Genomic DNA, 24,086 nt, shown 5'->3' on the forward strand with positions numbered 1-24,086 from the left:
CATTCATAATGTTAGCCAAGAGGCTTATATGTGTTTAGTTCAAAGAAAAATTAATGGACATTTGTTTGATAACTATTGATAACAACTTAAATAAATCACTTCAACCAAAAAGTGCTATTGGAATGTTATGGCTTCAAACACACTTCGATGATGATCATTGGGAAGCATTATCAACTAGTACAGTAATTATTTCTGAAGAGAATTCTAAATTATTAATTGAAGACGCTTCGAATGCAGGACTTAATATTAAATGTTTTTCTGATATTTCAATGTTGGATCTTTTCCAAAAAAACAATTAAAATGACAATATTCAAGCTTTAATCATGAAGAAAATTGAGGCAATCATACGTCCATTTAAACTGGAGGATGTAAAAATTGCATTAGTAAACTCTGGTATCGTTGGAATGACAGTTAGTGAAGTTAGAGGTTTTGGTAGACAAAAAGGACAAGTTGAAAGATATAGAGGATCCGAATTTACTGTTGAATTCCTTCAGAAACTCAAAGTAGAAGTTGTAGTAGAAGATGAAAAAGTTAATTCAGTCATAGATGCAATTGCTGAAGCAGCAAAAACTGGAGAGATAGGTGACGGGAAGATATTCATCACATCAGTTGATTCTGTTGTAAGAATTAGAACTGGTGAGAAAGATGAAGAAGCTCTCTAATTCAAAGAGTTTCATTTACTAAATTTTGTATATATTCTCTATTAATCCTTGGATTTGCTTCACTTCTTAAACTCATCCAAGCTAGATATTCATGATTTCCAGCAGGGCCCACCAAAGGAGAAGCTATTAAATTATTTATATTCCATTGAAAATTTTTAGCATTACTAATAACAGACTCTATAGCCTCAGTATGGAATTTAGGATTGCGAACTACGCCACCTTTACTAACTTTATCTTTACCCACCTCAAATTGGGGCTTAATTAAAAATATTCCCTCTATACAATCTCCTACTAATAAATTACTAATAGATTTAAAAACTAACTTTAATGAAATAAAAGACAAATCAGCAACCACAAAATTTGGCAATTGATCACTTCTAGATAAAAGATCATTAGGTTTTAAATTTCGAATGTTTGTTCGTTCAAAAAGGATGACTTTTGGGTTATTTCTAATCTTCCATGCAGTCTGTCCATAACCAACATCTATCCCATAAACTAACTTTGCTCCTTGTTGCAATAAGCAATCAGTAAATCCCCCGGTAGAGATTCCTGCGTCAATACATATTTTATCTTTTACTTTAATTTCAAGTTTTTTAAATGCCTCCAATAATTTATCGCCGCCCCTTGATACAAACATAGGTTCGGAATCAATAAAAAATTCAGATCCAATTAATACTTGTTGTCCAGGTTTATCCCATACTTTCCCATTGATATCTCTAACCTTACCCGCAAGAATTAAACCTTGGGCTTTTTGACGAGTTTCACATAAACCACTTTTTAGAAGATAAAGGTCTAATCTACTTTTTTTAATCATCTATTAATCAATAAAAAAAGACTGAATAATGAACTTCTACAAGATTAAGATCCAAATTCTTTAATACCTTCCAATTTTAAATAAGAACTAAAAAATTACCCATTATTAACGAAAGGACTAAATGCAAACATTTTTATATTTAAGCTTTCTTAATTAGCCAGAAAAATGTTACATAAGAAAATAATAGTCAGGCAAATATGTTCAATGGCAAGTACATCTTTAAGGTATAGAGCAATAATTCGATTTTGGTTATAAAGTTTAAATTGATAATTAATAAAAATTGTGATCGAGCGTTACACATTACCCGAAATGGGGAAAATCTGGACTGATAGCGCAAAATTCCAGAGTTGGCTTAAGGTTGAAATAGCTGCATGTGAAGCAAATTTTTCCCTGGGGAAAATTCCTGAGAATGCCATGAGAGAGATACGTTCAAATGCAAAGTTTGATGAATCTAGAATTACAGAAATTGAGAAAGAAGTTAAACATGATGTCATAGCATTTCTTACAAGCGTTAATGAATTTGTAGGAGATTCTGGAAGATATATACATGTTGGCATGACCAGTAGTGATGTACTTGATACTGGCTTATCTCTTCAGTTAAAAGATTCTTGCGAATTGTTATTAGAAGAAATTGAGAACCTAGAAAATGAAGTCAGATTATTAGCAAGGAAGCATAAAAATACATTAATGATTGGCAGATCTCATGCAATTCATGGGGAGCCAATTTCCTTCGGTTTTAAACTTGCTGGATGGTTAGCAGAAATAATAAGGAACAAAAAAAGATTGTTAGCACTTAAAGAATCTGTAGCAATTGGACAAATAAGTGGTGCAATGGGAACTTACGCTAATACGAATCCCAAAGTAGAACAAATAACTTGTGATTTACTAGGCTTAAAACCTGATACAGCAAGTACGCAGGTGATATCGAGAGACAGGCATGCAGAATATGTTCAAACTATTGCACTAGTTGGCGCTTCTCTAGATAGATTTGCAACTGAAATAAGAAATTTACAAAGAACTGATGTTTTAGAAGTTGAGGAGGGCTTTACAAAAGGGCAAAAAGGAAGTTCTGCCATGCCTCATAAAAGAAATCCTATTCGAAGTGAAAGAGTAAGCGGTTTAGCAAGAATTTTGAGGAGTTACGTCTTAACAGCACTGGAAAATGTTCCACTTTGGCACGAAAGAGATATAAGCCATAGTTCAAATGAACGTATCATGTTACCTGACGTATCAATCTGTTTGCATTTTATGCTCAGTGAAATGAAATATATAGTAAGCAATTTGGAAGTTTATCCAAAAAATATGCTCAAAAATTTAAATATATATGGTGGTGTAATCTTTAGTCAGAAAGTTTTACTTTTGCTTGTAGAGAAGGGGTTGTCTAGAGAAAAAGCTTATAGCATAGTACAAAAAAATGCGCATCAGGCTTGGAATACTGAAAATGGGGATTTCAAACAAAATATAGAGAGAGATAATGAAATAATGGATTTTATTGATCAAAGTGACTTGGAAGAATGTTTTAATCCTTCAATTCATCTCAATAATTTAAGTGTAATATGGGAGAAGTTAGGTATCTAGGATTACTGAAAACCTTATCTAAGTTAAACCAGTGTTTTCAGAGGAATAATGACAAAAAACTTTAGGATTGAAAAAGATAGTATGGGAACAATAGAGGTTCCCATTGAAGCTTTGTGGGGAGCTCAAACACAAAGATCGATAATAAATTTTTCTATTGGAGAAGAATTAATTCCAATTGAATTAATTTATTCACTCACCCTCATAAAAAAAGCTGCTTCAATTGCGAATTTCAATTTAGGGTTAATAGATAAAAGAAAAAAAGATTTGATTGTAGAGGCATGTACAGAAATACTTGATGGGCTTCATGATTCACAGTTCCCCTTAAAGGTTTGGCAAACAGGTAGTGGCACGCAAACAAATATGAATGTTAATGAGGTAATTTCAAATATTGCAGCATTAAAAACAAATTCAGAGCTTGGGAGTCATCAACCACTTCATCCGAATGATGATGTAAATAAATCTCAGTCAACTAATGATACTTTTCCTGCTGCTATTCAAATATCAGTTGTTAATGAAATAATTAAAAACTTAGTTCCAACGATAAGAGAGCTTACTAAGATCCTTGATAAAAAAAGTGAGCAGTGGAAAGACCTCATAAAAATAGGAAGAACCCATTTTCAAGATGCAGTGCCCCTTACTTTTGGGCAAGAAATATCAGGATGGTCAGAGCAACTTAAAGATGCTGAGAATGCAATTATTATAAGTCTGAATGAATTGTATTTTTTACCTCTGGGAGGAACTGCAGTTGGAACAGGGATTAATTGTCCAAAAGGATTTTGTGAAGAGTCTATAAAATCAATTTCCGATGATACTAATCTCATGTTCTATAAATCAAAAAATAATTTTTCTATCATGGCCTCGCATGATCGTCTAGCTCAAGTAATGAGTCAGATAAAAATATTAGCAGGTGCATTATTTAAAATTTCAAATGATATAAAAATTCTATCTTCAGGACCAAGGTCAGGAATATATGAATTAATTATCCCTCAAAATGAACCTGGAAGTTCTATTATGCCGGGTAAAGTGAATCCGACTCAATGCGAAGCCTTATCAATGGTTTGCACTCAGATAATGGGTCTTGAATATGCAGTTTCAATGGCAAATTCTAGCGGCACTTTGCAGATGAATGAATATAAGCCTCTGATTGGATTTAATATTCTTACAAGTTTAAAATTACTTAAAAATGCAATAAAAAACTTCAGAATAAAATTAGTTGATGGGATGGAACCTAATCAAAAGAAAATGAAGTTTAATTTAGATAATTCACTAATGTTGGTTACAGCCATAGTGCCAAAAGTTGGTTATGAAAAAGCAGCTGAAATTGCAAACCTTGCCTTCAAAGAATCATTAAATTTAAAAGAGGCAACACTTAAATTAGGTTATTTAAACGAAGATGAATTTGATGAAGCGATGAATATTAATTCAATGATTTAATTAAAAAAAATTTAAGAATTATTTTCAATTCTTTTTGTCGCAGGATTAATATCTTCAGAGACTTTTATAAGATCATTAGATTCAGAAACAGGAAAACGATTAATAGCTTTTAATGCTAACTTTGCTTTGCTTTTTAATTTATTACTAACACCAATACAGTATTGCACTTGAGAAAGTACATCAATTGATCTTCTAATAATCCTCACTACATCACCTTCGTCTAATGAAGAATTAAAAACCAAATCTTTCCATTTTTTTCCCCTTGCCCATTCAGAAATAATTCCAGTCAACTCTGTTTCTAAATAAATAGGAATTTCAATATGAAACTTATTTTGTTGAGAAGCGACTAATTTTCTTAAACCATCTAATTCATTAAAAACATCTATTACCTTTAAAGAAGGCTTGAAATTACACCAAAGATTAGGCCTCCTTACATCAACACATATAGCTTGAATAATTGCAGCTAAATCAGGAGGATCTAAATCGTCTAAATAACCACTAACTAAAACAAGACCAATCCATAATTCATTTTCACTTCTTATGGCACCAACTGTTTGTCCAACTTCTGTCAATTCCAAATTATTTAAACAACCGAAATGATTCAAAATTTTAATCAAATCAGTAAAAGTTCTCCAGTTATGATTTTCTTTATCCTCAAGCAGTTTTTTTCTCATATTTATTTCTTGTTCAACATCAATAATTCTTTTTCTATATTTCTTTAATTTCCTGGAGTCTCCAAATCTATGTGCGGGATGATCAGTAACTGTTTCTTCTAAATTATTAATTTGTTGCTGTTGTGCCAAAACCTCCGTTGTCAGATCATATTGTGGAGTTTGTAAATCATTTTTTTTAGAAACTTCTAAAATTCGATCAGCATAACACTGCGACATATCATCTCCCCTAAATACCTCTCCAGAAAAATACATCTTTGGCACTTCAAGTCCTAAGACATCAATTGCATCCAAATCATTAAAAATACTTACTATGTGGGAGGGTTTTATAAGAATAAATAAATTATCAATTGTCAAACACAATAAACTCTTAATTTTCTGGGATTCATATATTTTCTGACAAATTAATCCTGGAACAATTTTTCTTTTAATTTGAGGAGCTTTGATTGAAATTAAGCTTCCATCTTTAATATATGGTAGTGCATTAGTTATCTCTTCTGATAATTTTTCTGCCGCTTGTTTTTCTAAAATTTTCAAGAGTCTTCTCTCTTCTTTAAGACGATTTTTTAACTTTTCGTAGGCATCAAAATCTTTCCATGAGACGTTAGATGTGATTTTTTTTAATTCAATTAAATCCTTATTTAAATTTTCAAGAATTATATTCTCACCTGAGGATTCACCTAAATATAAAAAACTACCAAAACTTCTTTTAATTAATTCTTTAGACTTCTCTAAAGTATAACTTTGTAAAAGATTAAGTACCATTCCATAACTAGGAGTGAATTGACTTTCTAAAGAATTTGGTTTGCTAATAGCTAGTGCACTAGCTTCTTTAGCACCTTCGAATCTTGTTTGTAATGTAACAACATATCCTTGGGTATCTTTTCCTCTTCTTCCAGCTCTTCCTGACATTTGCAAAAATTCACTGCTAAATAATAATCTATGCCCATCTTCTGTCCTTTTTGATAAAGAAGAAATAACAGTTGTTCTTGCGGGCATATTAATTCCTGCAGCAAGAGTTTCTGTTGCAAAAACAACTTTTATCAAGCCTTGCTGAAATAATTCCTCAACCAATTCTTTCCATGCAGGCAATAATCCAGCATGGTGAGATGCAATACCTCGTTTTAATGCCTCGCATTGAGATTTATCTTTAATTGCCTCTTGATTATTTTTAAGATAAACATCTAATTTTTGGGATATCATATTTGCTTCTGAATAACTTACTAAAGTTAAGTCTTTTATATTCTCAATAGCCTTATCACAGCCTCTTCTACTAAAAATAAAATAAATAGCTGGCAACATATTTCGTTCAGCTAATTTCGAGATCACAAAGCCAATTGAGGGAGACTTTGGTTGCATTATCCTGCCCACTTTTCCTCTCATTTTCTGCCCTTTAGGAGCTCTCCAAATCTTACAGTTTGGATGAATTCCATTACCCTTATTATTTAAAAGTGGATGGAGGCCTTTAATACTACAAAAAATAAAATCAAGTGGGACTGGTCTCTTATCACTATTAATTAGTACTGTGGGGCCATGAACTTTTTCTATCCAATTTTGTAGTTGATCTGCATTGGCTATTGTTGCTGATAAAGCTATTATTTGAGTTCTAGTAGGGCAATGGATTATAGTTTCTTCCCAAACTGTGCCTCTTTGGGGGTCATTCATATAATGACATTCATCAAGAATCAAAGATTCTAAATTTTCTAAGGGATCATCAAATTCATCAAATTCGCCATAAAGCATGTTCCTAAAAATCTCAGTCGTCATAACTAAGATTGGTGCTTCTCTATTTATACTTATATCTCCAGTTAAAAGACCAACTTTATTCTCACCATATTGATTAGCAAAATCTCTAAACTTTTGATTTGATAGGGCTTTTAAAGGTGTTGTATAAAAAACTCTGCTGTCATGAGATAAGCCTCTATATATAGCAAATTCTCCTATCAATGTTTTACCCGAACCTGTTGGTGCCGTTAAAACAACAGAATTTCCGCTATTAATAGCTCGGATTGCTTCTAATTGGAAATCATCTAGCGGAAAGGGGAAATATTCCTCTAAATTAAGCAATAATTGTGATTGAAGAGAGGATGAGTTAACTTCTTAATATATGATCTATATAGATATTAATAAACAAAAAATACCTTGCAAACTTTAATAGTAAATCTAAATCTTTTTAATTAAATCCACTATATTTTATTTTGCCAAAATGAAAAAAATAAAAATTCCAAAAAATAGAATCCGTAAATTAAAAACATTTTCTTTAGGTAAAAAATCATTCGAACTTCTAAGTTTAAATTCGCAAAATAAAAAACTTATAGACTTATGTAGTAATGATTATTTTGGATTAAGTAGAGACAAGGATTTAATAAAAGCTGCTTACGAAATAAGCATTTTAGAAGGTATTGGTTCAGGAAGCTCAAGGTTTATTACAGGTTCAAGACCAATACATAAATTATTAGAGACAGAACTTGCCAAGTGGCTTGATCAAGAGAAAGTATTACTTTTCCCAAGCGGATTTCAAGCAAATATAGCCGCTATCCAAGCTTTAGCAAACAGAAATAGTATCGTAATAGCAGATAAATTGATCCATAACTCTTTATTGGTGGGAGTTAAAGCTGCTCAAGCAAAACTAGTTCGATTTTCACACAATAATTTAAAAGATTTAGAAGACAAAATTATAAAATCTAACCCCACAAAAAATTCCATTTTAGTTGTTGTCGAATCTCTTTATAGCATGGAGGGCTCAATTGCTCCGCTCAGAGAAATAACGGAAATTTGCAAAAAAAATAGTGTGCAATTATTAGTTGACGAAGCCCATGCAATTGGGATCTTGGGCCCTGAAGGGAGGGGTTTAAGTTTTAATTGCCGTTCAGATATAACTATAATTACTGGAACTTTTGGAAAAGCATTTGGAAGCGGTGGAGCTTTCATAGCTTCCAATTCAGAAATTGGTGAATATCTTATCCAAACAAGTGGTGCATTTAGGTACACAACCGCTCTTGCGCCATCTTTAGCTGCTGGAGCGCTAGAAGGCTTGAAAAAAATTTTAGAAAATAAAGAATGGGGTAATGATTTGTTATCTTCTGCGAAGATATGGAAAGATGAAATTATTAAAAATTTTAGTTTTCCAGTTCAGGGAGATTCTCACATTTTATCAATTATTGTTGGCCAAGAAGAGAAGGCAATTTATCTCCAAAAATATCTTGAGGAAAATGGGTTTTTAGCAATTGCGATAAGACCTCCTACTGTACCAGTTGGGCAATCAAGAATTAGAATAACAATAAGAAGAAACTTAGATTTTAATCTGCTAAAAAATTTCATTGCAGTATTAAAAGATTTTAAATGAAACAAATTATTACTCAACATGGGTGGGGACTAAATAAATATTTCTGGGATGATTATAAAGTTGATTTTTTAAATAATAATTGGCATTGGCAAGATAATGAAAGGGGCTATTTTTCAACAAAAAATTATCAAGCAAAATGGATTAAAAGCGAATCTAAAAAAGAAATCAGAATGACTTTATGCCATTCATTTGGTTTTCATTTAATGCAAAAAAAAATCTTAAAAGAAGCAACTCATATTGTTCTTATAAATTCTTTTAATAATTTTCTTCCTTTAAGTAATAAGAGAAACTTTATTTTGAGGTCTCTAAAAAGAATGGAAACAAAAATCATAAAAGATGAACCTAAGGAAATGTTGAAAGAATTTATACATAGATCATTTATGCCAAATCATATGAATAATAGTTTTAAAAATATCTTTTATAAAAGTTTAGAGAGTTTAAATAAAACTCTTCTTTTAGGTGATTTAAAACAACTTTACATCAATAGAGATTTTCCAGTATTTTTAAGAAAAGATTGCAAAATTATTTTTATAAAATCAGAAAATGATTTGATTCTTGACAACGAATCAAATAATAACTTTTTATATTTATTGAATAGAACACTTGATAGGAAGCCAATATTAATTAAATTAGCTCAACAAGGTCATTGCTTGAATAATTTAAATTTATACGAGATCTTACTTAATAGACTTAATGATTGAAATGGATAGTAAAAAGTGGAATGAGAAAATAAAAAATAATTTCAATGATGCTGCATATCGGTATTTCAAGCATTCAAATATTCAGAAATTTTTTGCAAAAAAGATTGTTCAATTTATCAAAGAATTAAATCCCCAAAAAAAAGGTGAATGGATGGATCTAGGTTCAGGACCAGGAATATTAGCTGATGAAATAGAAAAAAAATTTTCTTCCCAAAAAGTATCCAGAATTGATTTCAGCAAAAAAATGCTTCTTGAGAATAAATTATCTAGTAAAAAAATTTTATGGGATTTGAATAATGATTTACCTTCTGAAATCAATAACTGTTCTCTATTAACATCTAACTTTTGCATCCATTGGTTAAACAACCCAGAAAAGATACTAAAAAATTGGTTTAGTAGATTAATATCTGGAGGTTTTTTAATCATTTCATATCCAACAAAAAATTGTTTTCCTGAATGGAAAGATACTTGTAGAAAAATTGATATTGAATATAGTGGTCTTAATTTCCTTTGCTCTAAAGAATTATTAAAAGATTTCAAATCAACTGAAATTCATTATTCAGAAAAGTTTAATTATCTTGAAAATTTTGAAGATGTATTTAAGCTTTTTAGAAGCATTAAAAATGTAGGGGCACAATCAACAAATTGTAAACGCAAAACAGTGAAGGAGTTAAAAAAAATTCAAAAGTTTTGGCCAAAGAATTACAATAATACAGTGAACCTTTCATGGCAAATTGAGATTCAAATCATAAAGAAATTATGAGTAGTCAGGATAGTATTTTCAAATTTATAATTTGTGGAACAGATACTGATATTGGAAAAACTTTAATAAGCTCTTTTTTTGTTAAAGGATTAAATTCCTTTTATTGGAAGCCTATTCAAAGTGGTATTGAATCGCACACTGATAGTCAAACTGTTGAAAAACTTGCACAAGTAAGTAAAGAGAAAATCATCAAAGAAGCTTATGTCTTTACAAAACCTCTATCTCCTCATTGGGCTGCTGAAATAGATCAAAAAACTATTAACTTTGACAAGTTGAGATTGCCAAAAGTGCAGGGCTCATTAATTGTAGAAACTGCAGGTGGATTAATGGTTCCAATAACACGCAATTTTTTGCAAATAGATCAAATAAAACAATGGAATCTTCCGGTAATACTTGTATGTAAGAGCTCACTTGGGACTCTTAACCATACCCTGCTTAGTATTGAGGCCTTAAAACGAAGAAATATTGAGATTTTAGGTTTAGTAGTCAATGGCGAAAAACACCTAGATAATCCAAAAACTCTAGTTGATTTTAGTGGTATTCCGTTAATTACTGAATTTCCTTATATCAAAAAAATGGACTCAAATAATTTAGATATACTATGGAAAGAACTTGAAATTAAAAATAAGTTAATCTCACTTTTAAATTCCAAAATAAGTTAAATGAAACCTTTGGATTCAAAAACTCCAAATCAAGATTGGCACCCAAATATTTGGCCACCTTTTACTCAAGTCAATAAGAGCAAACCGCAAATAGAAGTAACTCATGGTAAAGATGCCCTCCTATTTACTAAAGATCCTAAAAAAGAGCTAATAGATGCAATTAGTAGTTGGTGGGTAACTCTTCATGGTCATAGCAACGAATATATTGCGGATGCCATTTTCAATCAATCAAAAAAACTTGAGCAAGTTATATTTGCTGATTTTTTACATCCACAGGCAAAAAAATTGGCGGAAAGACTTAGTAAATTAACAAAACTAGAAAGATTATTCTTTTCTGATAACGGTTCTACTGCAGTGGAAGTCGCTTTAAAAATTGCCTTCCAATCATGGCAAAATAAAGGAGAGACAAGAACTCAAATAGTAGCTTTTGATGGAGCCTATCATGGCGATACATTTGGAGCAATGGCTTTAGGTGAAAGAAATATTTTTAATGAGAATTTCGATAATCTTATGTTCCCAGTTAGGAGAGTCCCATGGCCTTCAACTTGGATAAATGATGAAGAAGTAGAAAATAAAGAAAATGAGGCGATCCAAAAATTAGAAACTCTACTTAAAACTCCTACAGTAGCAGTTATCCTTGAGCCACTTGTTCAAGGAGCCGGAGGAATGAATATGGTTAGGCCTCAGTTTATAAAAAAAGTTTCAGAAATTATAAAAAATAATAATTCTTTGTTAATTGCCGATGAAGTGTTGACTGGGTTTGGAAGATGTGGAAGCCTTTTTGCGTCTCAAAAGGCAAAAATCATTCCTGATTTAATGAGTATTTCAAAAGGCTTAACTGGTGGATTTTTACCAATGGGAATAACTTTATGTAAAGAAAAAATTTTCCAATCCTTTATTGATGATTCCCCAAGAAAAACTTTTTGGCATGGACATAGTTTTACTGCTAATCCTTTAGGTTGTGCTGCGGCAAACGCTAGTCTTGATTTATTAGAAAAAGAACCACACAAATACCTTTCATTTGAAGAAAAACATTTATCTCATTTAATTAAATTTAAAAATTTACCTCATATAAAAAAGATAAGGGTATCCGGCACAATTGCTGCCTTCGATTTAGATATTGGGAACAAAAAAGGTTATTTCAATAATATTGGGAAAGAAATAAAGAGTCTTGCAATGGAGCAAGGTTTATTTATTAGGCCCCTGGGAAATGTTATTTATCTCTTGCCACCTCTCTGTATAACCGATGATCAATTAGAAAAAAGTTACTGGATAATAAGGCAAATCTTAGAAAATCTTTAGATAGAAATTTAAGGTCCCTGCAGTATTGCATTTTCCACATCTTCTCTATTAATGCAATAGGAAAATAGTCTTTTAGTTTCTTGTCCTTCACTTTCCCAGATAACACTTAAATCTTCTTGTTCAAAAATAATAGTTGCATTCCAATTTGAAAGTAACAGATACCATTTAGATGGATTATTAATATCCTTCACAGCACCTAAATCAGTGAGCCACAATTCCAATGTTTGCAATGAATTTTGATTAATAGGTTTTTTAGAGGGATTCACAGACTTTTTTAAATAATTATTTAATTAGCCAAAGCGGGATTGTCTCTAATTCTTTTCCAGTAAAAGAAGCAATAAAAATTGAACAAATTAAACTTATAGAAATGATGATAATTAAAAGAAACAACGAAAACAATTCTCCACTTGAAAAAGGTCTTCTATTTCCTATTAAATTTTGATTATTAGAATCGATTACTAAATTGTTTAAAACGTTAGTATTATTTCTACTTCTAGAGTTTTCTTTTAGTTTGTCATCATATATTTTCCTTAAATTACTATTATTTAAATGTTCATAAGCTTCTAGAACTTCTTGAAATTTACTTTTAGCAACGTCTATTTCTAATGAAGTTGTATCAGGATGTAACTCAATAGAAAGTTTACAAAATGCCTTTCTTAATTCATTATTGGATGCATTTTCATTTACACCTAAAATTTTGTAATAGGAAGTTTCCCCTTTCAAAATAATCTTTTATTAATATTGTAATTCTAGTAAATTTTTACTAAATAGAATGTATTTAATGGATGGTTAAAATTCATATTTACAACGAAATGAAAAAACAAAACATTCCAGAAGAAATTCTTTCCTTAATAACTGAAGAAGAAATAAATATGTTTCAAGAGTTACAAATTAAAATTAAAGAATTAAATAATAAAACCAATCTCACAAGATTAACTGATGGGGATGATTATTGGGTATCTCAAGTTTTTGACAGCATTTGGCCATTTAAAGCTTTCACGAATATTAATTTTGATAATAAAAGATTTTTAGATATTGGATCAGGCTGTGGCTTCCCAGGTTTAGCTTATGCCATAACTCATCCTAATTCTGAGATATACCTAATTGATTCTTTGAAAAAGAAAACAGATGCAATAAAAATTTTAGTTGAACAGATCAATTTCAAAAACAATATTCATGTAATCAATGATCGTATTGAGAACTTAGCCCACCAATCGTCAATGAGAAATAATTTTAATATTGCAACAACTAGAGCGGTTAGTAATCCATCAACAGTTTCAGAATATATACTACCAATGTTAAAAAAAGAAGGGTTTGGAGTTTTATATTGTGGCAAATGGACGAATGAAGAAAGCAAAAATCTGGATAAAACTTTAGAAATATTAGAAGGGAAAGTTAAAGATAAAAAAGAGATATTATTACCAAGAAATAAAGGCACCCGAAATATTATTCTTATTCAACCAAAAAAATTTTGCCCTGAAATTTACCCAAGAAAAGTTGGCAAACCTGAGAAGAATCCATTATGAGATTATTTTGTTGATAATCTTTTCGCAATATTATCTCCAAATTTTTCTTTTAAGGTTCTCAATTTATTTATAACTTTTTTAGGATTTATATGGCCTTCTAAAACATTCATTAATTGTCCTTCAGAAACATCCACATCTAGTAAATTAGCGTTACATCCAGGGAACCAGTGACTTCCATTACCAAGCAATTGATATCTAGCTTTCGCAAATCCTTCCAAATCCAACCAATCAATTAAATTCGAAAGCCAAATCAGAATGGGAATATTAATATTTCCTGGCGTATATTCCCAACCAGGTAAATTTCTATTCCAATTTTGATACCAATCTAAACCTAAAGTATTAATTGATTCCTGCCTTAATCTGTTTATTATCTTTGGAACATATTGCTCAGATTCTGATAATAAAGAGACAGCTTTCAAATGGAGATCAAAATCTGTCTCTTTTGCAATTCCCACACTGAGAGTATGGACATTTTTGTTCCTTAAGCAAAAAAGATCATTAAAAACTATAGGATGAAGTGGACTACAAAGTTCCAACATTTTTGTTGAGGGAGTATGAAGATGTCCCCCTTTATCAGTGGGACTTATTATAAAAACCCCAAGGTCATACTTATTTGCTAAATTAATAACTTTTGTATTTTCTTGATTTATAAAATACCAGTGCAAATTTACATAATCAAATAAGTTAGTTGATATGGCCTTCTCAATAAGAGAAGGTTTTCCATGAGTTGAAAATCCAATATATCCAATTAAATTTTTTTTTTGCAAATTCCTCAAAATATCAATACAACCTCCATCTCTAATAGCATGATGTAAATGTTCATCTGTATTAATGCCATGTATTGCTAGCAAATCAATTTTTTTAACTTTCAATTTCTCAATACTTGTCATAACATCTCTCTCAAAGATTTCTGGATCACTATTTGGTGGAATCTTTGTTTGAATAATATTTGGGATTTTCTTAGTATTCTTAAAACACATCCCTAATTGCACCTCAGAAGTTCCATAGTACTTAGCAGTTTCTACATGACTTAAGCCATATTTGTTTGCAAGATCTAATATATTTTCTACTTTATTTTGTTCTTCATATGAAACTTCAGAAAAATCTAATTGATCCCAACTTTTTTGAAATCTCATACTACCCAAAGATAAAATAGGAATCTTTATATTGGTTCTGCCAAATCTACGATATTGCATCTTTTGATATTAATGCTTATTCATTCTTGGTGGTTTTCCAAGTGATTGAAACATATCCCTATCTAGATTATTTTCTAAATCATCCAATTCTTCAAACTTGACCCAGTGAATGCAATCAACAGGACATGTATCTATTGCTTCTTGTATAACATTAACACTATTTCCATCTTGTCTCATAGCTCGACTTCTACCATGAAAGTCATCAACTAGGAAAGTGTTTGAAGCTACATGTACACAGTATCTACAACCAATACATCTAGCCTCATCAACCCATACTGCCTTATCAGCTAATTTGCCACCTAATACAGGCTCGCAGCCTGTAATTTCGATGTTTTCTTCAACATTCTCTAATGGATCGGTAAAATCCATATGCTGATATTAGTTTTCCCACTTGGTTAAAACCAATTCAATAGAACCGTCATTTGTGTTTTTTTGTTCCACAATTTGATAGCCATCCTCTTTTGTTTTGGAAACAATTGTTTCGTAAGCATACATTTGAGTAACTTTTGAAATAAATCTTTCTACAGGGAGCTCAAAATTCCAAAGATCAAGATCTGAAACTAATTCATATGAATTTGAAGTATTGTCCCATTTAAATCCAACTTTAGTATCACCAGGTAAATTCATGCTTATATCAACAGTTGTAAGTTTACCTCTATAGCCTTTAACAAACTTTTCTTCTTGATTGATAACATAACCAAGGTTATTTAAAGCCTTAATTAAGGGCTCTGCTTCTTTCAGCTGAGTTTTTATCTTACTAAAATGTGACATTAGATTCGTTGTTAAGTTGTTTTAAGTTTTCACTGTGATTAGAGATGAAAGCATCAGATTTTTTATTCTTAACTGTTACTTCACCCAGAGCATCTTCGAGATTTTTTGTAGCTTCACTGCATGAGTTACCAGTGAATCCCTCAACAGTCTCTTCAACTCTTCCGTCTTGATGAATTTTGAATCTCAATATTCTTTGAGGCATTAAATTCAGCTAATTAGTATTTAAACTTTATATAGAATAACGAAAATTTTTTGTTTCAGTTGGTACAAGTTAAATAATTTTAATTTTTATATTGATTATTTGATAAAAAATTCTTTTTCCGGTTGGGTTCTGGTTAAAAAATTAATAAATTTAATTATAAAAACCTTGCATACCCATTGAATCCAAGGCAGTTTTTGCTTCTTCCATAACGGAAGGTTCCTTATCGAAAAGTGCTATCTTTGTACATTCATCAATGAAAATTTCTTGATATGAATTGTTTAATTTCTCATACAATCTACACAATGACCAAATGCAATTACTTCTAACCCCCGGTTCATTATCTATTTTTAAACTTACTAAAAGTTGTTCTGCTGCTAATTGAGCATTTTCTAATGAAACGTTTCCAATTTCGGCTAAAGAACTAGATGACCATAACCTTACTGCAGCCACATCATTCTTCAAAGCATTTATTAATGGCTCTAAAACAATTTGGTTATCATAATTAGCTAAGCTCCATGCAGTTGCTCTTCTGACATAAGCATTATCATCAGTCTCCAAAAGACTGACAAGTTTCTGGACTGCCGTAGGACATGGATTACGGCCTAAAGCATATACCGCACTCATTCTCTCAACAGGACAAGGCTGATCAAGTAATGGTAACAAAAGGGGGAATGATCTTTTATCTCTATATTCGCAAAATATTCTTAAGCCTTGTATTCTTTCTTCTCTATTACCTTGAAGCATTGTTAAAGCTTGATTGCATTCTTGAGTTATATTTAAACCTTTTGAAAATGCATCCTCATCAATTTGTTCTAAAGGATCTATTTCAAGCTCTAAAGCCAATTCTCTAGCTAAAACATCTGGATCAACAGCAATTTCAGCTAAGCTTTCTTTATTAGGATCCTGATTTCTTGTCATTTCAAAACCTAAAAATATTAATTCAAGGGAGCTGGTGACATCATATCTCCAGGCAGCCAGATTCTTGCGCTGACTGCAAAGAAAGCAATTCCAAAAAGTGCGACGATAGCGAAAGGTAAAATTTTTGTCTTAATAAAACCCAAAGATTCAAAATGAATTAAGTCAATAATAACCTGTTTAGAGACTTTTTAAAAAATTATTTTCAGATAATATTATTAATTGCTTGCATTTTGTCTTAACTGACCACATGCAGCATTTTTATCTAGTCCTCTGCTTTTTCGGAAGCTAACAGCGATACCATTATTAGAAAGTCTAGATTGAAATATTTGAAGATTTTTTAAAGAGGCTCGCTTGAATTCAACTTCATCAATTTGGTTGTACTGTATTAAATTTACATGGCATTGGAAACCTTTTAACAAATTACTCAATTCATTGGCGTGTTCTAATTTATCGTTCACACCCCTTAACATTAAATATTCAAAACTGACCCTCCGACCAGTATCTCTTACAAATTGCCTAGAATCTTCAATTATATTTTTGATATCATAGTTTTTCGCACTTGGAATTATCATTTCTCTTATTTTTTGATTTGAAGCATGTAGGCTTATTGCTAATGTAAATTGACAGTTGCCCAAGATTTGAAAAGACTTTGAGGATAATTTACTTATCATTTTTGGGACAGCAACAGTACTTACAGTTATCTTTCTCTGACTAATCTGAAAATCCTCATTTATAGATCTAATTGAAAAAAGCAAGTCATCAATATTCAGTAAAGGCTCACCCATACCCATAAAAACAATATTAGTAACTTTTCTATTCATTTCATTTTCAATAAATAAAATTTGATCTAATATTTCACTTGTTTTTAAAGATCTCTTCAAACCCTCCTTCCCAGTTGCACAAAATTTGCAGTCCATTGGGCATCCTACTTGACTCGAAAGACATGCAGTCAGTCTTTTTTCAGTTGGTATGCCGACACACTCAATACTTTCATTATCAACTGTAGAAAGTAATAACTTGAGAGTGCCATCATTAGCCAAGCTTTTTTCTTGAAAACTAAGTTGGCTTACTTTAAAACCCTCATCCTTTAACTTTTTTCTAAAATCTAAAGGTAAGACTTCTATTTGATCAATATTTTTCTTCTTATTTCTATAGTTATAAATCCAATTATAGATTTGGCGACCTCTAAAAGCAGCCTGACCATAATCTAAAGCTACATTTTCTAATTCTTTAATACTACTACCAAGAAGATCTTTCAAAGTATTTAGTCTTTAGTTAAAAACTATTTTCACCATAACAGCAAACCATGTTTTAAAAAGAATTCTGTAAGAATAAGCGCAATAAATCCAATCATTGCCATTCTTCCATTAAGTCTTTCATTATAAGAATGGAATCCATAACGGGGTAATTTTCTCTTGGGGACAATCTCCGGCTTAATCATCACTTATAAATTAATAAATTCATTCTAGTAACTAAAAATGATAATAGATAATTTTTATTCATCAGAAAGAAGTCCTTCCTCTTGTAATCCCTCCAATGCAGCAGGATCTGGCAATTGATCTTCAGAAAATTGATTTTCGGCACTAGGTCTTGCAAAGGCAGCAAAATTACTGGAAGAGGGATCGATTCCATGTCGGTTTCGCGTAGTCTCCAAATCTTCGTCACTAGGATCATCAAGTATTGCCGTAGAGCTTACGGCAGGAGTTTGTGGCATATCAACTGTATAATCTGGCCTTAAGTTCTGTGCTCTTCTGTATCCACCAGATTCTTCTGCAAGGATATCGGGATGAGGGCCTGCCTCTGAGGCTAGTTCCTCTACAAATCCGCTAAAACCAGTACCTGCTGGTATTAATCTCCCGATAATAACATTTTCTTTTAAACCTCTTAACCAATCAGATTTACCTTCGATTGCTGCTTCAGTAAGAACCCTTGTAGTTTCTTGGAATGATGCAGCTGATATAAAGCTATCTGTATTTAGAGAAGCTTTAGTAATACCCAACAATACAGGAGTAAATTCTGCTGGAGCTCCTCCTGTAATTGCCATTGCTTGGTTTGTATCTTCCACTTGCCTCAACTCTATAAGTTCACCAGGCAAGAGAGTAGTATCACCAGCATCTTCTATGCGGACTTTACTTGTCATCTGTCTAACAATAACTTCAATATGCTTATCATCAATTGCAACGCCTTGTGATTTATATACGTTTTGAACTTCACTTACCATACTTCTTTGTAGTTTTGAGATAGATTCCCGAGCTGCATCTAAAAGAGGTTTTTGATCTTTTAAATCGCTGAAGTAACAATCTAATAATTCATGAGGATTAATTGGTCCATCAGTTAAAATTTCTCCACCTGTAACTTGTTGTCCATCACTAACCATTATATTTTTTCCAATTAATAGTTGATATTCGTTAACTAAATCATCTTTTTCAATTACCGATAAAGAAACTGATTCTTCATCATTACCTTTTTTAATCTGAACAATTCCAGATTTGTTACATAAAATTGCCGCATCTCTGGGTCTCCTAGCTTCTAAAAGCTCTTCAATTCGCGGCAATCCTTGTACAATATCTCCAGTTTTTTGCCTCTCAAAAACAAGTAAAGCTAAACCATCTCCCCTAAGAACTAAATCTCCGTCTTTAACATGTAAAACTGAATCAGGAGAAACCATATAAGGCCTTCCAAGTCTTAAGGTTAATGAAGTACTAGAAATCTCCTCGATTTCTCCGCAGGAAGTAGATTTTTCAGATTCAGTAATAAGATCACCATCAACTACACGATCACCGACTTTAACAACTGCTTTATTACTAATCTTAATTTGAATTTTATCTTGTTCTCTTTCAACGATTAACCTTCTTATCGGCTCATCATCAATTACAGTTGGCAATTGAACCAATCCCTGTTCTTTACAAAGAATTTGAGTAGTAGCTATTACATCTCCTGCTTTAACGGTTTGATTATTACTGACTTGCAATTCTGTATGTGTTGAGCCATGACTCGAGTCGGATATAGTATCTCTTCTTACAAGAATAGACTCTAAAATCACTAAATTTAATCTATTTATTGATGCATCATTTTCATCTTCAATCGACTCGACATCAATAGTCATTTGTGGAGTAGCATCAAAGCTTTCTATGCTTAAATGTGTTCTAAGCAATTCAACTCCTTCAACTGATTTTATCAATTCACCGTCTTTATAAGTAAGCCTTTGGATAGCTTTTAAGCCTAGATGTGGTCCTTTTTCCTGCTTAACATGATTTAATTGGGGTATTTCTGCTTGATCAGGAATAGTGAATTCTTCTACGGTTCTTAATAATAAACCACTACCTTTGGAGGTTTCTAATTTCTGAACAAATAGAATTTCTTTATTTTCGATACCATCCAAAATCTTTTCGCCTGGATTTACTAGATTGCCTTCTTCTGTAAATCTATTCAAAACTTCTTCATCGTCGCACTCATGAAAAGTTCCATTTCTTACAGTTATTTCACGGAGAATATCATTTTTCTGAGTAACCGTAACAATTCCTGATGTTTGACTAAAAATATCTTTTACAACTTCTGTTCCAGCTTCAATCCATTTCATATCTTCAATCATTAGAAGAGATATATCCTTGTTTATTTCATGTGTCTCTTGGGGAATCCAAAGCAATGTTCCCCCTTGACTAACTTCGAAACCATTTTTAGATGATCTTGCTTTTTTTACACTTAATCCCGGTGAATATTTTATTAACCCACCAGTTTTTGTACGGAACCTTTCATCAGTTAAATCTGCAATGATCTCACCATTACTGATTTTACTACCGGGGGAAACGTTCAAACGATAAGAGATTCCATCGTTAGATTCCAAATTATATATTTGGCCTGAGTGAGTAGATTCTTCTATTAATTTAAAATTACTTAAAGACATCGAAGTAGTAACAATCTGAACTTCTCTTGAATCTCCTATTGATTCTCTTAGTCGCACTTGTCCACCAAACTCAGTTGATTGACTGGCCTCTGCTAAAACAGTTCCTTCCTCTACAGAGTTTCCAGGAGAGACAACTGGTCTTGCATTAGGTGGTAAGTTATAAACATCTCCAGCTAGAACCCATAATCTGCCTAATCTTTGAGCCTTTAAAGTAATATTTCCCTGCCTATCTGTGACCTCCTTTGGTTGAATAACCTTGTCATACATGACTTGCCCAGCTAAATCACAAATAACATCCTTTGTTGCTTTTTCAACACTCTTTTTCACAGCTCCAACTGTGATCTGGGCAACTGTTATATCAGAATTAATTTCTTCACCATCATCTACGAATAAAAGCGATCCACTAGAAACTTCAATTTTTTGAGATTTATTAGAATTATTGCCTTTAGGAACTATTTTTAAAATAAAATCAACTTCCGCTTGTTTAGCTTCTACACCATGTGGAGTTCTATAACCTCTAACCTTTGCTTTTGAACTAAATTCCACTCTCCCAGAAATCTTTGATCTTACTACGCCACTTTCAGCAGTTGATACACCTCCAGTATGAAAGGTTCTCATTGTCAATTGAGTCCCTGGCTCTCCAATGGACTGAGCAGCAATAATTCCTACTGCCTCACCTAAGTCAACCAGATGATTATGAGCCAAAGCCCATCCGTAACATCTCCTACATACTGATCTATTCGCTTCACATGTTAATGGAGATCTTATTTTTACCTTTGTAATAGATGCTGTCTCAATTTTTCCTGACAACGCAGGATCTATTGCAGTGTTTTGAGGAATAATTAAGTTTTCTTCAGAATCCACAATATCCTCAGCAGTAAGTCTACCAAGAAGCCTTGCTCCAAATTTACCATCTTCAGCCTCAACGACTATTGATCGATCAGTTCCACAATCTTCTTCTCTAACAATTACATCTTGAGCTACATCAACTAATCTTCGAGTCAAATAACCAGAATCCGCAGTTCTTAAGGCAGTATCCACCAAACCTTTTCTTGCTCCATAAGAAGAAATTACATATTCAGTAACAGTAAGACCTTCTCTAAAGTTTGTTCTTATTGGCAAGTCAATAATTTCTCCTTGAGGATTAGCCATCAAACCTCTCATACCAACAAGCTGTCTTACCTGAGACATATTTCCCCTTGCTCCTGAATTAGCCATCATCCAAACAGAATTTAAAGGATCATTTTGATTGAAATTATTTTTAACAGCATCTACTAATCTTTCATTAGTTTCAGTCCAGGTATCAATAACTTTTGTGTGTCTCTCAACTTCGGTAATTTCACCAAGTCTATAACATTCTTCTGTAGCAGAAATTTGCTCTTCAGCTTGCCCTATCAAATCTTGTTTAGCTTCAGGAACTTTCAAGTCATCTACTGAAATAGAAACAGCAGCTTGGGTAGCATATTTAAATCCTAAGTCCTTTAAATTATCAGCCATGGCTGCAGTTATCGCAGTACCATGAGTTTTATAAGCCCAAGAAACTAAATTTTTTAAGACTTTCTTATCAACAACTTTATTCTTAAATGATGGCGGCGTCTTAGCTAAAGCAGGCATTATAATTGGATTATTCTTTTTTGAGTTTTTAGTAGTTTTACGCACTCTTGAAGTTTTCTTAGGTTTAGATGATGTCATGATTTTTAAATAAATGAAAAATAGTTTTAAAAGATTACGTTTGAGATACAGAATCAATGATGGTATAGTTCATAACTACTCTCCCGACAGTTGTCAAAACAAATCGACTTATTAAATTATTCTGAGAGTCAAATCTGTCTCTTCTTAACTTCCAAATTTCTAACCTTGAGCCATCTTCTAGCTCTTTACTTTTTTGTGGACTACTCATTTCGTCTTCATCTTCAACTTCTCCATTAAATCTGACCCATACCCATTCATGTAAGCTGAGTCTTTTATCTTCGAACGCAAAAATAACATCCTCTAGGGAAGCAAAAGTAGTCTTATTATCTCCAAAGTCAGGTTTTTGATAATTCGGTTGTAAAGCCGTCAGATAATAAGATCCCAAAACCATATCTTGTGATGGAGTAACAATTGGTTCACCAGTAGCGGGAGAAAGAATATTATTACTAGCCAACATGAGCATGCGAGCTTCCGTTTGTGCCTCTAAAGCTAAAGGCACATGAACTGCCATTTGATCTCCATCAAAGTCAGCATTAAATGCTGGACAAACTAAAGGATGAAGTTGTATTGCTCTACCCCCAACCAATTTGGGTTCAAAAGCTTGAATTCCTAAGCGATGAAGTGTAGGTGCTCTATTTAAAAGAATTGGGTGACCTTCAATCACTTCCTGAAGTACCTGCATAACTTCATCATCAGCTTTTTGAATTAATTTTTTTGCAGCTTTAATATTATTCACAATATTTTGGCGTATTAATCTATGAATAACAAAAGGTTGGAAGAGCTCAATCGCCATTTCCTTTGGGAGACCACACTGATGCATTTTTAACTTGGGGCCCACAACTATTACAGATCTTCCTGAATAGTCAACACGCTTACCGAGAAGATTCTGTCTGAATCTTCCTTGTTTTCCTTCAATGATGTCACTTAAGGATTTAAGAGCTCTATTGTTTGCTCCAACGACAGTCCGTCCTCTCCTTCCATTATCTATAAGAGCATCAACTGCCTCCTGAAGCATTCTTTTTTCATTTCTTACTATAATTTCAGGAGCTAAAATTTCTTGGAGCCTAGCTAGTCTATTGTTTCTATTTATAACTCTTCTGTAAAGATCATTTAAATCAGAAGTTGCGAATCTTCCCCCATCAAGCTGAACCATAGGTCTAAGGTCAGGAGGTATAACGGGAATTGCGTCTAAAACCATCCATTCTGGCTTTGCATTAGTTGCAATGAAATTATCAATAACTCTTATCCTTTTTATAAGTTTTGCTCTTTTCTGCCCCTTACTATTTGTAATTTCTTCTCGCAGCTCCTCAGCAACCTGAGTTAAATCAAGATCCTCAAGTAATTGCTTCAGGGCCTCAGCACCAATACCAACAAAAGGCTCATTTTCAATTGTTGAGTCTTCTGCATAGATCTCATCTTCAATTTCCAGCCATTCATCCTCAGTGAGCAATTGTTTATATTTGAGTTCTTTATGATCACCTGGGTCTAAAACAACATAACAATTAAAATAGACTATTTGCTCTACATCTCTAAGGGGAATATCCAAAAGAATTGCAACATAACTAGGAATTCCTTTCAAATACCAAACATGAGAAACTGGCGCGGCAAGTTTTATATATCCCATTCTATGTCTTCTGACCCTACTTTCAGTTACTTCAACACCACATCTCTCACAAACAATACCTCGATGTCTTACTCTTTTATATTTACCACAATGGCATTCCCAATCTTTAGAGGGCCCAAAAATCTTTTCACAAAACAAACCATCCATTTCTGGTTTGAGTGTTCTGTAGTTTATAGTCTCTGGTTTCGTAACTTCACCTACCACTTGTCCATTTGGCAATGTCCTCTGTCCCCAATCCATGATTCTTTGTGGAGAAGCTATTGAAATTTTTACGTAATCAAAGTGATTTTCTGTTCTTAAGTTGCTGTTTGTCATTTTTG

23 protein-coding genes are annotated in these 24,086 nt (G+C 32.4%); 10 read left to right on the plus strand and 13 right to left on the minus strand.

Annotation, left to right across the window (positions count from 1 at the left end; translation table 11 throughout):
* Positions 1-53: 53 nt before the first annotated feature.
* Entirely contained in the window at positions 54-299 is a 246-nt protein-coding gene (locus tag HA143_RS08380) for a hypothetical protein (RefSeq protein WP_209085989.1), read from the plus strand.
* A 24-nt stretch (positions 300-323) separates the two neighbouring features.
* Positions 324-662, plus strand: coding sequence for a P-II family nitrogen regulator (locus HA143_RS08385; RefSeq protein ID WP_209086000.1), 339 nt, complete (start codon positions 324-326; stop codon positions 660-662).
* 1 nt (position 663) lies between these two features.
* Here HA143_RS08385 and HA143_RS08390 read toward each other — a convergent pair whose 3' ends face one another.
* Complete coding sequence (locus HA143_RS08390; protein WP_209086002.1) at positions 664-1,476, minus strand: TlyA family RNA methyltransferase; 813 nt, start codon at positions 1,474-1,476, stop codon at positions 664-666.
* 282 nt (positions 1,477-1,758) lie between these two features.
* Here HA143_RS08390 and purB point away from each other — a divergent pair, with 282 nt between their 5' ends.
* Both purB and HA143_RS08400 read left to right on the plus strand, forming a co-directional pair.
* On the plus strand, positions 1,759-3,054 hold the full coding sequence (gene purB / locus HA143_RS08395) for an adenylosuccinate lyase (protein WP_209086018.1): 1,296 nt from the start codon (positions 1,759-1,761) through the stop codon (positions 3,052-3,054).
* A gap of 48 nt (positions 3,055-3,102) precedes the next feature.
* A complete protein-coding gene (locus HA143_RS08400) occupies positions 3,103-4,488 on the plus strand; it encodes a class II fumarate hydratase (RefSeq protein WP_209086021.1) in 1,386 nt (461 codons plus the stop codon).
* Between the two features lie 11 nt (positions 4,489-4,499).
* Here HA143_RS08400 and HA143_RS08405 read toward each other — a convergent pair whose 3' ends face one another.
* Positions 4,500-7,226, minus strand: a complete 2,727-nt coding sequence (locus HA143_RS08405) for a DEAD/DEAH box helicase (RefSeq protein WP_209086033.1) — start codon at positions 7,224-7,226, stop codon at positions 4,500-4,502.
* A gap of 139 nt (positions 7,227-7,365) precedes the next feature.
* Here HA143_RS08405 and HA143_RS08410 point away from each other — a divergent pair, with 139 nt between their 5' ends.
* Genes HA143_RS08410 through bioA form a run of 5 tightly spaced genes read left to right on the plus strand, consistent with a single transcriptional unit; the run spans position 7,366 to position 11,933 of the window.
* On the plus strand, positions 7,366-8,505 hold the full coding sequence (locus HA143_RS08410; protein ID WP_209086035.1) for an aminotransferase class I/II-fold pyridoxal phosphate-dependent enzyme: 1,140 nt from the start codon (positions 7,366-7,368) through the stop codon (positions 8,503-8,505).
* Positions 8,502-9,206 carry a hypothetical protein gene (locus HA143_RS08415; protein ID WP_209086038.1) on the plus strand — a complete coding sequence of 235 codons (705 nt, stop codon included), beginning with the start codon at positions 8,502-8,504 and terminating at the stop codon, positions 9,204-9,206. Before HA143_RS08410 ends, HA143_RS08415 begins: the two co-directional genes overlap by 4 nt.
* Positions 9,199-9,969: a methyltransferase domain-containing protein gene (locus HA143_RS08420; RefSeq protein WP_209086057.1), complete on the plus strand. Its 771-nt coding sequence runs from the start codon at positions 9,199-9,201 to the stop codon at positions 9,967-9,969. Before HA143_RS08415 ends, HA143_RS08420 begins: the two co-directional genes overlap by 8 nt.
* Positions 9,966-10,631, plus strand: a complete 666-nt coding sequence (gene bioD, locus HA143_RS08425) for a dethiobiotin synthase (protein ID WP_209086059.1) — start codon at positions 9,966-9,968, stop codon at positions 10,629-10,631. The genes HA143_RS08420 and bioD overlap by 4 nt, the downstream gene beginning before the upstream one ends.
* The gene (gene bioA / locus HA143_RS08430) at positions 10,632-11,933 is read left to right on the plus strand and encodes an adenosylmethionine--8-amino-7-oxononanoate transaminase (RefSeq protein WP_209086061.1); all 1,302 of its coding nucleotides are present in this window, start codon (positions 10,632-10,634) and stop codon (positions 11,931-11,933) included.
* Between the two features lie 8 nt (positions 11,934-11,941).
* On the opposite strand, the gene HA143_RS08435 is transcribed toward bioA, so the two are convergent.
* A complete protein-coding gene (locus HA143_RS08435) occupies positions 11,942-12,199 on the minus strand; it encodes a DUF3143 domain-containing protein (protein ID WP_209086064.1) in 258 nt (85 codons plus the stop codon).
* Between the two features lie 16 nt (positions 12,200-12,215).
* Positions 12,216-12,656: a J domain-containing protein gene (locus HA143_RS08440; RefSeq protein ID WP_209086067.1), complete on the minus strand. Its 441-nt coding sequence runs from the start codon at positions 12,654-12,656 to the stop codon at positions 12,216-12,218.
* 89 nt (positions 12,657-12,745) lie between these two features.
* On the opposite strand from HA143_RS08440, the gene rsmG reads away from it, so the two are divergent.
* Positions 12,746-13,459, plus strand: a complete 714-nt coding sequence (gene rsmG, locus HA143_RS08445) for a 16S rRNA (guanine(527)-N(7))-methyltransferase RsmG (RefSeq protein WP_209086070.1) — start codon at positions 12,746-12,748, stop codon at positions 13,457-13,459.
* Positions 13,460-13,461: 2 nt separating this feature from the next.
* On the opposite strand, the gene HA143_RS08450 is transcribed toward rsmG, so the two are convergent.
* The 9 genes from HA143_RS08450 to HA143_RS08490 all read right to left on the minus strand — a co-directional run bounded on the left by HA143_RS08450 (position 13,462) and on the right by HA143_RS08490 (position 24,081).
* Positions 13,462-14,655, minus strand: coding sequence for an aldo/keto reductase (locus HA143_RS08450; protein ID WP_209086073.1), 1,194 nt, complete (start codon positions 14,653-14,655; stop codon positions 13,462-13,464).
* Between the two features lie 9 nt (positions 14,656-14,664).
* Positions 14,665-15,024, minus strand: coding sequence for a ferredoxin (locus tag HA143_RS08455; protein WP_209086076.1), 360 nt, complete (start codon positions 15,022-15,024; stop codon positions 14,665-14,667).
* Between the two features lie 9 nt (positions 15,025-15,033).
* On the minus strand, positions 15,034-15,426 hold the full coding sequence (locus HA143_RS08460) for a DUF1257 domain-containing protein (protein ID WP_209086079.1): 393 nt from the start codon (positions 15,424-15,426) through the stop codon (positions 15,034-15,036).
* The gene (locus tag HA143_RS08465; protein WP_209086082.1) at positions 15,413-15,628 is read right to left on the minus strand and encodes a DUF2997 domain-containing protein; all 216 of its coding nucleotides are present in this window, start codon (positions 15,626-15,628) and stop codon (positions 15,413-15,415) included. Before HA143_RS08465 ends, HA143_RS08460 begins: the two co-directional genes overlap by 14 nt.
* 150 nt (positions 15,629-15,778) lie before the next feature.
* Positions 15,779-16,546 (minus strand): HEAT repeat domain-containing protein, encoded by a 768-nt coding sequence (locus tag HA143_RS08470; RefSeq protein ID WP_209086085.1) that lies wholly within the window; start codon positions 16,544-16,546, stop codon positions 15,779-15,781.
* A 215-nt stretch (positions 16,547-16,761) separates the two neighbouring features.
* Positions 16,762-17,805, minus strand: a complete 1,044-nt coding sequence (gene rlmN / locus HA143_RS08475; RefSeq protein ID WP_209086088.1) for a 23S rRNA (adenine(2503)-C(2))-methyltransferase RlmN — start codon at positions 17,803-17,805, stop codon at positions 16,762-16,764.
* A 29-nt stretch (positions 17,806-17,834) separates the two neighbouring features.
* Complete coding sequence (locus tag HA143_RS08480) at positions 17,835-17,987, minus strand: high light inducible protein (RefSeq protein ID WP_209086090.1); 153 nt, start codon at positions 17,985-17,987, stop codon at positions 17,835-17,837.
* A gap of 54 nt (positions 17,988-18,041) precedes the next feature.
* A complete protein-coding gene (locus HA143_RS08485) occupies positions 18,042-22,142 on the minus strand; it encodes a DNA-directed RNA polymerase subunit beta' (RefSeq protein WP_209086092.1) in 4,101 nt (1,366 codons plus the stop codon).
* Positions 22,143-22,176: 34 nt separating this feature from the next.
* Entirely contained in the window at positions 22,177-24,081 is a 1,905-nt protein-coding gene (locus HA143_RS08490; RefSeq protein ID WP_209086094.1) for a DNA-directed RNA polymerase subunit gamma, read from the minus strand.
* Positions 24,082-24,086 lie beyond the last annotated feature (5 nt).

It is taken from the genome of Prochlorococcus marinus CUG1415, assembly GCF_017696015.1.
Lineage (GTDB): Bacteria > Cyanobacteriota > Cyanobacteriia > PCC-6307 > Cyanobiaceae > Prochlorococcus_A > Prochlorococcus_A marinus_AE.